The organism is Chromobacterium fluminis, from assembly GCF_011602385.1.
In the GTDB taxonomy this organism is placed as follows: Bacteria; Pseudomonadota; Gammaproteobacteria; order Burkholderiales; family Chromobacteriaceae; genus Chromobacterium; species Chromobacterium fluminis.
Window position 1 is genome coordinate 1 of record NZ_JAAOMA010000073.1, and the last position, 14283, is coordinate 14283.

The 14283-nt window shown below is 63.2% G+C and carries 12 protein-coding genes; 9 read left to right on the forward strand and 3 right to left on the reverse strand.

What is annotated here, in order from left to right; all coding sequences use genetic code 11:
* Positions 1-434: 434 nt before the first annotated feature.
* Positions 435-1757, forward strand: a complete 1323-nt coding sequence (locus tag HA052_RS25775; protein ID WP_166454228.1) for an MFS transporter — start codon at positions 435-437, stop codon at positions 1755-1757.
* A 63-nt stretch (positions 1758-1820) separates the two neighbouring features.
* Here HA052_RS25775 and hslU read toward each other — a convergent pair whose 3' ends face one another.
* Positions 1821-3164, reverse strand: a complete 1344-nt coding sequence (hslU, locus tag HA052_RS25780) for an ATP-dependent protease ATPase subunit HslU (protein ID WP_166454229.1) — start codon at positions 3162-3164, stop codon at positions 1821-1823.
* 53 nt (positions 3165-3217) lie between these two features.
* Entirely contained in the window at positions 3218-3793 is a 576-nt protein-coding gene (hslV, locus tag HA052_RS25785; protein WP_166454230.1) for an ATP-dependent protease subunit HslV, read from the reverse strand.
* 225 nt (positions 3794-4018) lie between these two features.
* Here hslV and HA052_RS25790 point away from each other — a divergent pair, with 225 nt between their 5' ends.
* The 8 genes from HA052_RS25790 (at position 4019) to HA052_RS28070 (ending at position 13677) form a co-directional block, all read left to right on the forward strand.
* On the forward strand, positions 4019-4726 hold the full coding sequence (locus HA052_RS25790) for an energy transducer TonB (protein WP_166454231.1): 708 nt from the start codon (positions 4019-4021) through the stop codon (positions 4724-4726).
* Positions 4723-5400, forward strand: coding sequence for a MotA/TolQ/ExbB proton channel family protein (locus tag HA052_RS25795; protein WP_166454232.1), 678 nt, complete (start codon positions 4723-4725; stop codon positions 5398-5400). Before HA052_RS25790 ends, HA052_RS25795 begins: the two co-directional genes overlap by 4 nt.
* Positions 5387-5797, forward strand: a complete 411-nt coding sequence (locus HA052_RS25800; RefSeq protein ID WP_048415369.1) for an ExbD/TolR family protein — start codon at positions 5387-5389, stop codon at positions 5795-5797. Before HA052_RS25795 ends, HA052_RS25800 begins: the two co-directional genes overlap by 14 nt.
* Before the next feature lie 340 nt (positions 5798-6137).
* The gene (locus HA052_RS25805; RefSeq protein ID WP_166454233.1) at positions 6138-8393 is read left to right on the forward strand and encodes a TonB-dependent receptor; all 2256 of its coding nucleotides are present in this window, start codon (positions 6138-6140) and stop codon (positions 8391-8393) included.
* A gap of 199 nt (positions 8394-8592) precedes the next feature.
* Positions 8593-9273 carry a Fe2+-dependent dioxygenase gene (locus HA052_RS25810; protein WP_166454234.1) on the forward strand — a complete coding sequence of 227 codons (681 nt, stop codon included), beginning with the start codon at positions 8593-8595 and terminating at the stop codon, positions 9271-9273.
* Between the two features lie 212 nt (positions 9274-9485).
* Entirely contained in the window at positions 9486-11327 is a 1842-nt protein-coding gene (locus HA052_RS25815; RefSeq protein WP_166454235.1) for a DUF3857 domain-containing transglutaminase family protein, read from the forward strand.
* Positions 11328-11689: 362 nt separating this feature from the next.
* Positions 11690-12247, forward strand: coding sequence for a PAS domain-containing protein (locus HA052_RS25820; RefSeq protein ID WP_043641032.1), 558 nt, complete (start codon positions 11690-11692; stop codon positions 12245-12247).
* On the forward strand, positions 12244-13677 hold the full coding sequence (locus HA052_RS28070; protein ID WP_166454236.1) for a methyl-accepting chemotaxis protein: 1434 nt from the start codon (positions 12244-12246) through the stop codon (positions 13675-13677). Before HA052_RS25820 ends, HA052_RS28070 begins: the two co-directional genes overlap by 4 nt.
* A gap of 256 nt (positions 13678-13933) precedes the next feature.
* On the opposite strand, the gene HA052_RS25830 is transcribed toward HA052_RS28070, so the two are convergent.
* Positions 13934-14283 (reverse strand): hypothetical protein (locus HA052_RS25830; protein ID WP_206119059.1); only part of this gene is annotated, 350 nt, incomplete at its 5' end.

A 14283-nucleotide genomic window follows, 5' to 3' on the forward strand; every position in this document is an offset into this window, starting at 1 on the left:
CTCTCGTCTTGCAGTGCAAGTGTTTGGTCATCGACCGAGCACTTACACCTATCGGTTATTCGTTTTGTTAAAGAGCGGTGCAGATCGCTGCGCTTCGTTTCCGCCGCTGCGTTGTCTGCTGAGGAGGTGAAATATACGTTACAGCCCTTGCTCCGTCAACACCTATTTTGAAAAAAGATGGGGTTTTTAAGATGTAACGACCTAAGCTCATGATTTAAATAGAAATCATTCAGAAAGGATTTTACAAGAACTTTTGGGCAAGCCGGAAAACAAGGCTTCCCAGCTTGTTGCCGCCGGCAGATAAGCTGCGAAAGCGGGCAGATTTCCCCCGGTTTTTCCGAAAAACCCGCTTTCCGGCAAATTATTCGACGCAGACTTTATGCCTAAGGCATTAATTGTTAAGCTGAGCGCATCCCATCGCTCAGGAAACGTCCATGCAGCAAACCTTGCGTCAAAGATTAGAGGGACTGCCCACGCCGTTTTACGCCTTGATGCTGAGCGATGTGTTGAGCGGGCTGGCGATGGGCGCCGGCTATGTCGCCATCAGCTGGTGGGTGGTGCAGTCCGGCGGCGCGCGCGATATGGCCTGGTTCGGCTCTATCACCGCTTTAGTGATGCTGCTGTCGCTGCCGCTGACCGCGCCCTTGGGCGATCGCCTGCCCAAGAACCGCCTGATTGGCGGCGGCATGCTGTTGGCGATGTTAAGCGCGCTGCTGCTGGCCTTGATGGCCGCGCTGGGTTGGTATCGCATCGGCTGGGTGATCGCGGTGGAATCGCTGGCCATGCTGGCCTGGTCCATCGTACTGCCGTCCATGCTCAGCATCGCCGCCGAGATGGTGCCGGCGGCCCGGCTGGGCGACGCGCTGTCCTTGCAGAAAAGCTCGCAGTCGGCGGGCAATCTGATCGGCCCGGTGCTGGGCGGCGGCTTGATGGCGGCAACCAGCCCCACCCTGACTCTGCTGGCCTACGCCTGTCTGCTGGTGGTGGCCGCCGCGGCTTCCTTATATGTGCGCGTGCCGCCGCGCGCCGCGGACGCCGTGCGCCAGCCTTGGCTGGAGGATATCCGCAGCGGCCTGTACGCGCGCTGGCGCATTCCGCTAGAACGCTATTGGACCTTGGCGGTCTTCGTCACCCTGGTGGCCTTCATGCCGCTGGTGACGACTTTGCTGCCGGTCAAGCTGCATGCGCTGGGTTTGTCCGCCGCCTGGCTGGGCGGTTGCGAGGCGGCGATCAGCGCCGGCATGTTGCTGGGCTCGCTCTGGTTCACTCATGTCTTGCTGCGCCGCTTCAGCCGCTACCAGGCGCGCACCATCGGCATGCTGGTCTGCGGCGTATTGATGCTGGTGGTGGCGATCAGCGACAACCCTTGGGTGATCCTGGCCTGTTTCGCGGTGATGGGGCTGATGTTCGCGCTGAACCAGTTGATAGGCCAAACTCACCGCACGCTGGCGGTGCCGGAGAATTACCGCGCGCGCTTTTCCGCCATCAATGTGATGCTGGTGAAAATAGGATCGATGCTGGGGCCCGCGCTGGCCGGCGCGCTGTTGCATGTGCTGCCGCTGGAGCGGGTCTACCTGATTTTCGCGCTGCTGCATTTGGCCACCGTGGCGCCCATGCTGCTATTGCCCGGCTTGAAAGCGTTCCTGGAACTGGATCACGAGGAGGTGAAGGATTGGTATTGGAGGCGGCATCCGGAGGCCTTCCGCGATTTGGCGGCCGTGCCTCCTCCCGCCAAACCGGCATGCGAGGCGCGCTAACGCGGATGCGAGAACGGCGGCCTAGGGCCGCCGTTTGCGTTTCTATATATATAAAGGAGTGGATCAGAGCACGTAACGCGCCAGATCTTCGCGCTCGGCCACTTGTTCCAGCTTGCTGTCGACATAGGCGGCGTCAATTTCGCAACGGCCGGCCTTGGCGTCGAAGGCCACTTCTTCCAGCAGCTTTTCCATCACGGTGTAGAGACGGCGCGCGCCGATGTTCTCGGTTTTTTCATTGACCTGCCAGGCGATCTCGGCCAGACGCTGGATGCCGCTGTCGACAAAGTCCAACTCCACGCCCTCGGTCGCCATCAGCGCTTGATACTGACGAGTCAGACAGGCGTTGGTGCTGGTGAGAATGGCCTTGAAGTCGTCCACGGTCAGCGAGGACAGCTCGACGCGGATGGGCAGACGGCCTTGCAGCTCCGGGATCAGGTCCGACGGCTTGGACAGCTGGAAAGCGCCCGAGGCGATGAACAGGATGTGGTCGGTCTTGACCATGCCGTACTTGGTGGACACGGTAGTGCCTTCCACCAGCGGCAGCAGGTCGCGCTGCACGCCGGCGCGCGAGACGTCGGCGCCGCCCTGGCCTTCGCTGCGGCTGGTGACCTTGTCGATCTCGTCCAGAAACACGATGCCGTTCTGCTCGACGTTCTTCAGCGCTTCGGCGCGCAGTTCCTCGTCGTTGACCAGTTTGGCGGCTTCCTCGTCGATCAATTGCTTGCGCGCTTCCGTCACCTTCATCTTGGCCGCCTGCTTCTTGCCGGAACCCAGGCCCTGGAACATGCCTTGCAGCTGGCTGGCGAAATCCTCCATTCCCGGCGGGGCCATCACATTCATTTGCGCCGCCGGCGCGGCGACTTCGATTTCAATCTCTTTATCGTCCAGCGCGCCTTCGCGCAGCATCTTGCGGAATTTCTGACGCGTGGCGCCGTCTTCCGGCTTGGCTTCCCCTTCCGACTCGCCGCCGAAGAAACCGGCCTGCTGGCGCGGACGCGGCAGCAGCACGTCCAGAATGCGGTCTTCGGCCGCGTCTTCCGCGCGCGGACGGTTGCGCTTGATGGCGGCGTCGCGGGTCTCTTTGATCGCCACTTCCACCAGGTCGCGGATGATGGTGTCCACATCGCGGCCGACATAGCCGACCTCGGTGAACTTGGTGGCTTCTATCTTGATGAAGGGCGCGCCGGACAGCTTGGCCAGACGGCGGGCGATTTCGGTCTTGCCCACGCCGGTGGGGCCTATCATCAGAATATTCTTGGGGGTGATTTCGCTGCGCAGCGGCTCGGCCACTTGCTGGCGACGCCAGCGATTGCGCAGAGCTACCGCCACCGCGCGCTTGGCCGCGTTCTGGCCGATGATGTGCTGGTCCAGCTCGTGGACGATTTCCTGCGGGGTCATTTGCGTCATGACTTTCTCCAGCCGGAAGCAACGCTCCCGGCGATTTGATTCTTGAATGCGGCTTAGTTGGCTTCCGACTCTTTGCCTTCCGGCTCTTCGGCTTCGTCCAACAGCTCGATCACATGGTTGTGGTTGGTGTAGATGCAGATGTCGCCGGCGATCTCCAGCGATTTCTTCACCACCACTTCCGCCGGCAGATCGGTGTTCTCAAACAGCGCTCGCGCCGCGGACTGCGCGTAGGCGCCGCCGGAGCCGATGGCGGCGATGCCCTGTTCCGGCTCCAGCACGTCGCCGTTGCCGGTGATGATCAGGGTGCTGTTCTTGTCGGCGACGATCAGCATCGCCTCCAGCCGGCGCAGCATGCGGTCTGTGCGCCAATCCTTGGCCAGCTCCACCGCCGACACCAGCAGGTTGCCCTGATGCTTCTGCAGCTTGGCTTCAAAACGCTCAATCAGCGTGAAGGCGTCGGCGGTGCCGCCGGCAAAGCCCGCCAGCACCTTGCCGCCGTGCAGCTTGCGCACTTTACGCGCCGAGGCCTTGATCACGATATTGCCCAGAGTGACCTGGCCATCCCCGCCCAGCGCCACGCGATTGCCGCGGCGAATGGACACGATGGTGGTTCCGTCGAACTGTTGCATGTTTTGTATTCCAATAATGTCGCCACCGACACTCCGCCGTGGCCAATGCTGCAAGATATGCAGGCAAAACCATGGATTGCAAGCGTCGGAACGCTCCGGCGCGCCGGCTGGCGCGGCGCTTGGCAAAATCCTTTTCCCGTCATTTATTTACCCATATCAATGACATTAGGGTATACGCGTTTTCCAGCTTGGATAATGAGAATAGTTTGTATTATCATCACCGTCATGAACCAGCGAATTCTTCAATACTCGGCGCTCTCCAGCACCGTGGGCCTGCATGCCTTGGCCTTCGCGCTGATGGGCGGCGCAGTGGCGATGCAGGCGCCCATCACTCTGCCGCGCGTCGCCAGTATGGAAATGATCAGCCTGGCCGCGCCTAGCAAGGCCGCCGCGCCGGCTGCGCCCAAGCAGCAGCCCAAGCCTGAGAAAAAGCCGACTCCGCAGGTCAAGCCCACTCCGACACCGAAACCGGCTCCGGTCAAACCCAAGGTGATGGCCACGCCCACACCGGCCGCGCCCAGCGCCAAGGCCATCAGCGTGCCCACGGCCGCCCCGGCGGCGGAAAGCAAGCCCAGCCCGGCTGCCAGCTCCGCCGAGGGCGGCAGTTCCCGCGGCCAGTCCGCCGACGCCAAACCCTCGATCACCGAGCCGATGTACCGGGGCGGCTATCTGAACAATCCCAAGCCGGCCTATCCGGCGCTGTCCATCGAGGAAGGCGAAACCGGCACCGTGCAGCTGCGGGTGCACGTGTCCGCCCAAGGCCAGCCGCTGGATGTGGCGCTGTCCAACAGCAGCGGGTTCCCGCGGCTGGACCGCGCCGCCGTGGCGGCGGTGAAAAAGTGGACCTTCACCCCGGCCAAGCGCGGCAATGAAGCCATCGCCTACACCTTTATCGTTCCCGTTGAATTTTCTTTGAAGTCTGCAAAATCATGAATCTAATGACTGTATTCCATCAAGGGGACGCCGTGCTGGTCACGGTGTTCATGATCCTGGTCCTGATGTCGGTGCTGACCTGGTACCTGATCCTGGTCCGCGGCGTCAGCACCTGGCATATCCGCCGCGCCAACAAGCAGGCCGAGGCCGCGCTGTGGGACGCCCCCAACTGGAAACAGGCGGAAACCCAGCTGCAGGATTCCCGCGCGCCCTTCGCCAACCTCACCCGCCAGGGCCTGGCCGCGCTGCGCCACTACCGCAGCCAGGCTGAGCGCCCGCTGGGCCAGAGCTGCGATCTGGACGAATTCCTGACCCGCGCCATCCGCAAGGGCCTGGCCCAGGAAAACGGCAAGCAGGAAACCGGGATGACCGTGCTGGCCTCGGTGGGCTCCACCGCGCCCTTCATCGGCTTGTTCGGCACGGTATGGGGCATTTACCACGCGCTGGTGAACATCGGCGCGGCCGGCCAGGTCACCATCGCCGCGGTGGCCGGCCCCATCGGCGAAGCGCTGGTGGCCACCGCCGCCGGCCTGGCCGCCGCCATCCCCGCGGTGCTGGCCTACAACGCCCTGACCCGCATGCAGCGCATCATGGCTCAGGACATGGACTACTTCGCCCACGATCTGCACGCCCAGCTGCTGACTCAGTCCGGAGAGATCGATGGCCTTCGGTAGTTTCGACAAGGGCGGCTCCGCCCCGATGGCCGACATCAACACCACCCCGCTGGTGGATGTGATGTTGGTGCTGCTGGTGGTGTTCATCATCACCACCCCGCTGCTGACCAATACCGTCAAGCTGGATCTGCCGCAGGCCAGCGCCGCCGCGCAGCAGAGCCAGCCCAAGGAAATCCGCCTGGCCATAGACGCTGCCGGCGCGGTGTTCTGGAACGACGTCAAAGTGCCGGAAGGCGAGCTGGACGCACGCTTCGCCGCCGCCGCCCGCGACAACCCGCAAGTGGAGCTGCACTTGTTCGCGGACAAGAGCGTGCGTTACGAAACCGTGGCCAAAACCCTGGCCAGCGCCCAGCAAGGGGGCATCAGCAAGATAGGCTTCGCCACCGAAGCGCCGTAGCGACCGCCGTGCGAGCATGGCCGGCACCCGCCGGCAGCTCGCGAAGAGCCGTCACGCAAGCCCACGCCATTGGTTTGCTTGAGGACTCTGCCGGCCCCTGAGCCGCAGTAGACGCGAGATCCGCGTCCCGTATCCGCCAGCGCGCAGCCGCTTATCCAGCCGCTATTTCGCGCCGGCCCCTCATTCCTCTTCTTCTATTCCATGGACTGCCGCCGCGCAGACCAGGGGGGCCTTTGTCCGCTCTTTGCCCGGACAAGGCCGGAGAGGCGCGCAGTAAGGCAAAGCTGAGCCGGCCTCAGCCGGCCGGCGATGATAACAACGACACGAAATGAGAACCCTGATGGAACATCGACCCACCCCAAGCCGCGGCAGCGGCATCGTCGCGCGCAAGTTGCCCGCGAAAATCGGCGCCGGCATGCTCGCCGCCGCCCTCTCCCCCGGACTGGTCCTGGCCGCCGACGCGCCCACCAAACTGGAAATCGTGCGCGTGGAAGGCGAAACGCCGGTGCGCGGCAGCCTGAAGACCGAATCCAGCGCCATCGGCAAGCTGAACCAGAAGCTGAAGGACATCCCGCAATCGGTCACCGTGCTCAGCAAGCAATTGCTGGAAGACCAGGCCGTCTCCAATTTGAAGGACGCGCTGCGCAACGTGCCCGGCATCACCTTCGCCGCCGGCGAAGGCGGCCGCACCGGCGACCAGGTGGTGATTCGCGGTTTTTCCGCCTTCACCGACACCTATCTGGACGGCATGCGCGACATCGGCCAGTACAACCGCGACACCTTCAACCTGGAAAAAGTGGAAGTGCTGAAGGGCGCCAGCTCCATGCTGTTTGGCCGCGGCTCCACCGGCGGCGTGGTCAACCAGGCCAGCAAGACGCCGTTCGCCGGCTCTCTGGTGGCGGGAGAAATGAGCGTCGGCAGCAATCGCTTCGCTCGCTCCACCTTCGACATCAACCAGGCGTTCAGCGACAGCGCCGCGATGCGCGTCAACCTGATGGCCACCGACGACGGCAGCGACCGCGGCCCGGCGAAAAGCCAACGCTTCGGCATCGCTCCATCGCTGGCCTTCGGCCTGGGCGAACCCACCACCCTGGTGCTGTCCTACTTCCACCAGAAGGAAGACAATGTTCCGGACTACGGCATCCCGTTCAACGCCAACACCCAGCAGCCCATCGACGTGCCGCGCGACCGCTTCTACGGCCTGAACAGCGACTTCGAGAAAACCCAGACCGACATCCTCACCGCCAAGCTCACCCACCGCTTCAGCGACGACTTGGTGCTGAGCAACCAATTGCGTTTCAACCGCTTCTGGCGCGATGTGTCGCCGACGGCGCCGCGCAATCCATCAAAACAACTGAATAAACCAGCCAACCAAGGCGGAACCTGGACCGGACGCTATGTTTGCGGCGACGCGGTTAGCGGCCAAGTCGTCGACCCCAACTCCACGATGTGCCGCAGCAAGCCGATGCGCGACGGCATCGACTGGTCGTGGAACAACCAGACCGATCTGGTCAGCAAGTTCGATACCGGCAGCGTGCGCCACACCCTGCTGACCGGCCTGGAGCTGAGCAAGGAAAAATCCGACACCAACCGTTACATCCTGTTCAACACTCCGCCTAGCACCACCGTGGGTGCGCCGGACCCTGGCGTGCCCGTCGACCTCAGCCGCTACCGCAGCAGCAACACCCAGTTCGACGCCAGCAATATCGGCTTGTACGCGATGGACACGCTGGAGCTGACCCCGCAGTGGAAGGCCGTGGTGGGCGCTCGCTTCGACCGCTTCAGCGGCGACTACAAGATCCGCGCCGGCAACCGCGACGGCTCCGTCAGCCAGGACCCCAGCCGCAGCTACGACGTCAGCCGCACCGACAATGTGTGGAGCTGGCGCAGCGGCCTGATCTGGCAGCCCAGCAGCGCCCAGTCCTACTATCTGAGCTACGGCACCTCGTTCAACCCGTCGGGCGAGGCCTACGCGCTGGACAAGGCCACCGCCAAAGTGGACCCGGAAAAAAACCGCAATATCGAACTGGGCGCCAAGTGGGATCTGTTCGACGGCGACGCCAGCCTGCGCGCGGCGCTGTTCCGCATCGAGAAGACCAACGAACGCAACACCGACCCGCTGGACCAGAACACCGTGCTGCTGTCCGGCAAGCGCCACACCGACGGCGTGGAAGTGGAAGGCGCCGGGCGCTTGACCGAGCGTTGGGATGTCTTCGCCGGCCTCACCCTGATGAAATCCCGCATCGACAAGGCCGCGCCGCCGGCCTTGGGCGCCGCCGGCACCGAAGGCAATATGCCGCGCTACACGCCCAAGGTCACCGCCAACCTGTGGACCACCTACAAGTTCACCGAAGAAGTGATAGGCGGTTTCGGCCTGACCCATGTGGGCAAGCGTTACGCGCATGAAGCCAACACCAACTACCTGCCGGCCTACACCGTGGCCAACGCGATGCTGGCTTACGAGACCCGCAAGTACAAGGTGCAGCTGAATGTGAACAACCTGGCCAACAAGACCTACTTCGACGGCGGCTACCCGGCGCACGCCACGCTGGGCACCCCGCGCGAAGCGCAGTTGACGGTCAGCTTCAAGTACTAAGAACCTATTTACGATCTCGCGCGCCAGGGCGAGACAAGGCGTTGCGGCTGAGAAAACGAAATACGCCGATGGCGCATGAGCGCTTCGAAGCCGGCGCCCATCGCACAATGTCTCTACCGACGCGCAGCAGATCGTAAACCGGTTCCAAGCCGGCTCCAGCCCCCGGTTCGCCGGGGGCTGAGCCTCATACGGAGACCCCATGTTATTGCACATCCCCGCGGTGCTGAACGCCGAAGAACTGGCGCTGGGCCGCGAACTGTTGTCCCGCGCCGACTGGGCCGACGGCCGCATCACCGCCGGCCAGCAGTCCGCCCAGGTCAAACGCAATCTGCAACTGCCGCAGCAATTGCCGGAAGCCCAACAATTGCAGGCCATGGTGGAAGGCGCCTTGCAACGCAACGGCCTGTTCTTCTCCGCCGCGCTGCCGGCCAAAATCTTCCCGCCGCTGTTCAACTGCTACCAGGCCGGCATGGACTTCGGCAACCATGTGGACAACGCCGTGCGCCGCCACCCTTTCGACGGCGGCTGGGTGCGCACCGACGTGTCCTGCACCCTGTTCTTCAGCCGCCCGGACGAATACGAAGGCGGCGAACTGGTGATTGAAGACACCTACGGCAGCCACAGCGTCAAGCTGGACGCCGGCGACATGGTGCTCTACCCGTCCACCAGCCTGCACCGCGTGGAACCGGTCACCGTCGGCGCGCGGCTGGCCTCCTTCTTCTGGGTGCAAAGCATGATCAGCGACGACGGCAAGCGCCGACTGCTGTTCGACATGGACGCGGCGATCTCCAACCTGCGCCTGCAGTTGGGCGACAACGAAGCCCTGGTGGCGCTGACCGCGAACTACCATAATCTGCTGCGGATGTGGGCCGCGCCGTGAGCGTCCCTTGACCATTCGCCGTCTTGCCCCGCTCTTGTCCGCGTGGCCGTGGACAGGCTCGACAGCGACACAAAAAGCACACACATTCGAAAGCGCTAATATGCGAAGATGGAATGCTTGACCCCATCCGGCGGCGCGGACGCCGGATGCGCGTTTTCACCGCCCTCGCGCCGTATAATCATCACAGCCACATCACACTTTTCGATTCCAATATGCGTACACTCACTCTCGGGCTGGCCGCCGGCCTCTACAGCAGCTTCAGCGCCGCCGCGCTGCAACCGGTCAGCGAAGCGCCGCTGGCGGTCAAAACCGCCGTCAGCTGCCAGCACAATAAAGACAACAGCCTGGACTGCGTCACCAGCAAGCAATTCACCATCCTGCACCCCTCCGGCCGCGAACAACTGTCCCGCATCGACTTCACCTACCCGGCCGAAGACCGCATGCAAGTGGAACGGGCCGAAGTGATCCAGCCCAACGGCAAAGTGATCAAGCTGGGCAAATCCCAGATTGAAACCCGCGCCGCGCCCAATCCGGACGCCGGCGTCAGCCGCGACATGCAAACCTGGATGGCCTTCCCGGAATTGTCGGTGGGCAGCACCGTGTCCTACCGCATCAAGACCCACAGCGTGGCGCAGCCCTTAGTGCGCCAGCTGCGCTACCAGCTGGACCTGGGCCCGCAAAAAGCGCGCGAAGACAGCTTCAACTTCGACCTCAAGTCCACGCGCCCGCTGATCTGGCGCGGCATGATGCTGGACGATTACACGGTGGACGCCAGCGCGGACCGCAAGCGCGTCAAGGTGTCGCTGCGCCGGCCGCGTTACCTCAACTACATCAACGAATGGAACAACAGCGCGCTGCGCGAATGGCCGCAGCTGGTGATCGCCACTTCGGACCAGCCGCAAGACCATTTCGGCGCCCACGCCCGCCGCTACAACGAAATCCTGGCCGCGCCGCTGCCGCCGGCCGCCGCCGCCGTGGTGGCCGCCAACCAGGGCAAGCCGGCCGCGGAGCAGACGGCCGCCTTCATGCAGCACATCAACCGCAACTACCGCTACCTCAACGACACCCGGCTGGCGGAACGCGGTCTGGTGCCGTTCACGCTGGCGGAAATCGAAAAACACGGCTACGGCGACTGCAAAGACCTTTCCACCCTGCTGACCGCCATGCTGCGCCGCGCCGGCATCGCCGCCGAACCGGTGCTGATCTACCGCGGCAAGTTCGCCCCGCCGCTGCTCCTGCCCGGCGTCGGCGCGCCCAACCACATGATCGTCCGCGCCAACATCGCCGGTCAGACCTGGTGGCTGGACCCCACCAACCCCTTCTTCCAGCCCGGCCGCATCATGTCGGACCTGCAAGACCGCTGGGCCTTCATCATCGGCAAGGACGGCGTGGTCAGCCAGACCCAGGTGCCGATGGAACCGGCGCGCACCGATCTGAACATCAAGCGCGAAAACGCGCTGCAAGCCGACGGCGGCGCCGATGTCAGCGCCGACATCGAACTGGCCAACTCCGCCCTGATCGACACCATTCTGCAAGACCGCTACCAGGGCGTCAGCGCCACCGACCAAAGCCTGTGCAACCGGCTGAGCAATCAGCCGGAAGGCTGCAAGGTCCAGCGCGACAAAACCTCCTTCATGGTGCCCTCGGTCTACCCGTTGCGCATGAGCGTGCGCGACCCGCGCATGCTGGAGAAGATTTCCGGCCTGTTTCTCTACGACTCCCACTTCAAAGGCGTGTGGGACAGCTTCGACAACTACAAGCGCAACGGCAACCTGGCCGACGTCTACCTGGGCGACGCCAGCGCCATGCAGTCCGATGTGCTGCTCAAGGGCGCCAAGGCCATCCAGCCGGCCTTTGAATGCAAGGTGAGCTCCCCCTGGTACGAAGTGAACGCCAAGCAGCAGCAGACCCCGGCCGGCATCCGCGTCCAGTACCGGATCAGCAATAAGGTGCGCTGGCTCAGCCACGCCGAGATCAACAGCCCGGAATTCGCCAAGCTGATAGAAGACGCCCGCGCTTGCGTGACCCAAGTCCGCCAGATCGTCAAACTCTGAGAACCTGTTTACGATCTGCTGCGCGTCGGCGATACGGCGTTGAAACCGAGCTCAAAATGCTCATGTACCACCTGTACATTCCGCTTTTTCGCTCGTTTTCGCCTTGTCTCGCCTTAGCTCGCGAGATCGTAAACACATTCCGAGAGCCGGTTTACGATCTGAGGCCCGTGTCTCGGCCACACACAAGGACGCCACAGGCGTCCTTTTTTGTTTTTGTAAGAACTGGATTATTAAGAAGTAATTTAAGCAGCAGCGCGCCAAACACGGTCAGTACAAATAAATAAACGCTTGCCCCTACTGGGCCAGTGGCCGAAAATGAACATTTGAGGTTATGCAATCGACAAATAAGAGAGAAACAGACCATGACGCACCCCGCCGCCGGCACGGCCAGCAAGGAAATCCGGCTCGCTCCTCATGAACTGATCATCACCAAGACCGACCCCACCGGCCACATCACCTACGCCAACCGCGTGTTCATGCGCATCGCCGGCTACGCCGAGCACGAACTGCTGGGCAAGCCGCACAACTTGATCCGCCACCCCGACATGCCGCGCGGCGCCTACCGCCTGATGTGGAAAACCCTGCAACAGGGCCAGGAATTCTTCGCCGTGGTAAAAAATCACAGCAAAAACGGCGATTACTACTGGGTGCTGGCCAACGTCACCCCGGACTACGACCTGCGCGGCCAACTGCAAGGCTATTACTCCGTGCGCCGCCCGCCCAGCCAGGAAGCCATCGCCGCCATAGAACCGGTCTACGCCCAGATGCGCCAGATAGAAGCCAGCCACAACAAAGCCACCGCGCCGGACGCCTCCGTGGCCTGGCTGCAGCAAGTGCTGGCGGACAAAGGCGTCAGCTACCAAGACTTCATCCTGTCCCTCAACGCCCAGGTGCTGCAAGCGCCGGGAGTCGCCGCATGAACCACGACAACAAACCGCCCTTCCTGCGCACCCAGTTGGGCTGGTGCATCATCAGCTTCAACCTGCTGGTCGCCTTCTCGCTGCTGGACGCTTATTTATTCCCGGAAATCGTCAGCCGCATCGTGGACGCCTTGCTGCTGGCCGCCTCCATCGCCCTGTCCCTGCTGCTGTGGCGCCACAGCGGCCGCATCTTCGGCCTGCTCAACACCCTGCACGAACAACTGGGCTACGCCAGCTCCGGCGAACTGCACCACCGCGCCACCGGCACCCGCAACCTGGGCGAAGTGGGCAAGCTGGCCTGGCAACTCAATGATTTCCTGGACCTGATCGAAACCTATTTCAAGGAAATCAACACCTGCTTCAAGGCCATCAGCGCCGGCGACTACAGCCGCCGCCCGCTGAGCCAAGGCCTGCCGGGCATCCTGGCCAGCTCGCTGGGCAGCGTCAACCACGCCATCCAGACCATGGCCGACAACGACGGCTACATCCGCCGCAACCGCCTCTCCTCGCAGCTGGCCGCGCTCAACAACCCGCACCTGCGCAAGGACTTGGCCAGCAACCAGAGCGACCTGGAAGACATCAGCCAGGCCATGGCCGACGTGGCCGCCATCACCCAAGACACCGCGGACGGCGCGCGCGTCAGCCTGGAAACCGCCCAACAGCTGTCCGGCCACCTGGACACCATCGCCGACAGCGTCAGCAGCATGGACACCGCCAGCACCGCGCTGGCCCAGGAATGGCAGGGCATAGAAACCTCGCTGGCCGACATCTCCGCCATCGCCGATCAAACCAACCTGCTGGCGCTGAACGCCGCCATCGAAGCCGCCCGCGCCGGCGAAACCGGCCGCGGCTTCGCCGTGGTGGCCGACGAAGTGCGCAAGCTGGCCGAGCGCAGCAAGAGCACCGCCAACAATGTGCAGGACGTGCTGGAAAACTTGTCGCTGCGCATCGGCAATATGCAGACCCAGGCCAGCGCCGCCGGCAATGTGGCCAGCCAGGTCAAGGAATCGGTGGAAACCTTCCGCTTGCGCTTCAACTCCCAGGTGGAGCAGTCGCAGCAGGTGATGGCGCAGGTGAGCCGCGTGCACGACAAATCCCAGCTCAGCCTGCAAAAAGTGGGGCATGTGATCTTCAAGCAGACCGCCTACCACTCGATAGAGGAAGCCAAGCCGCTGGAGCAGGGCAGCGAACTGCAAGGCTGGCTGCAGCTGCAAGGCCAGCAATCCTTCGGCCAGACCCGTTCCTGGAGCGAGCTGGCGGCCACCGAGCAGCAAGCCAGCCAGCACATCGGCGCCGCGCTGGCGGTGTTTGATCAGGAAGGCCCGCTGGACGAGCAGGAAATCGTCGAGCGGATGCAGAAGCTGGAGCAAGACAGCGGCCGCATCCTGCGCTATCTGGACAAGCTGGGCGAGGAGAAGCACGGCCAGTAAGCAACGCTTCAATGCCGCCTCGCATCGGCGATACGGCATTGGAGCGGGGCCTGACGCTCTAGCACACAGGAATCAAGCGGGGCCGCTTTTGGCTGCCCCGCTTTTTTGCGTGCGCCGGCCAGGCGGCAAACGGTGTCGGGATACCTCCTTGGGTTCCGATGGCGAGGTTTGGTGGGTATCGCCTATCGGCTCCACCCACCCTACAAACCGCCCTTGCGTAGGGTGGGTGGAGCATAGCGATACCCACCAGCTTAGGTCAGCGATTGCGCAGGCGGATGCGGCGGAAACGCGCTTCCAGGCTGAGCCGTTGTCCCAGCGCCCGGTAGAGCTGATGTTGGCTATCGACATGACGATAGACCCGGACCCGGTCGGCGCCCAACAGCATCATGATTTCCAGATAGTTGAAGAAACCCATCCACTGACCGCGTCCGTCGCGGTCGTCAAAATCGATGTCGCGCGCCACACGGCTGAGCAAGCCCTTGCCGACGTATTCGCGGTTGTCCTTCATCCATTGCAGCAGGTGGGCCGCGCATTCGCGGCCGTAGGCGCTGTCGGCGGGGTAATCCTTACGGGGCGTGGGCATTTGCCAGTAATGCCGATAGGTGC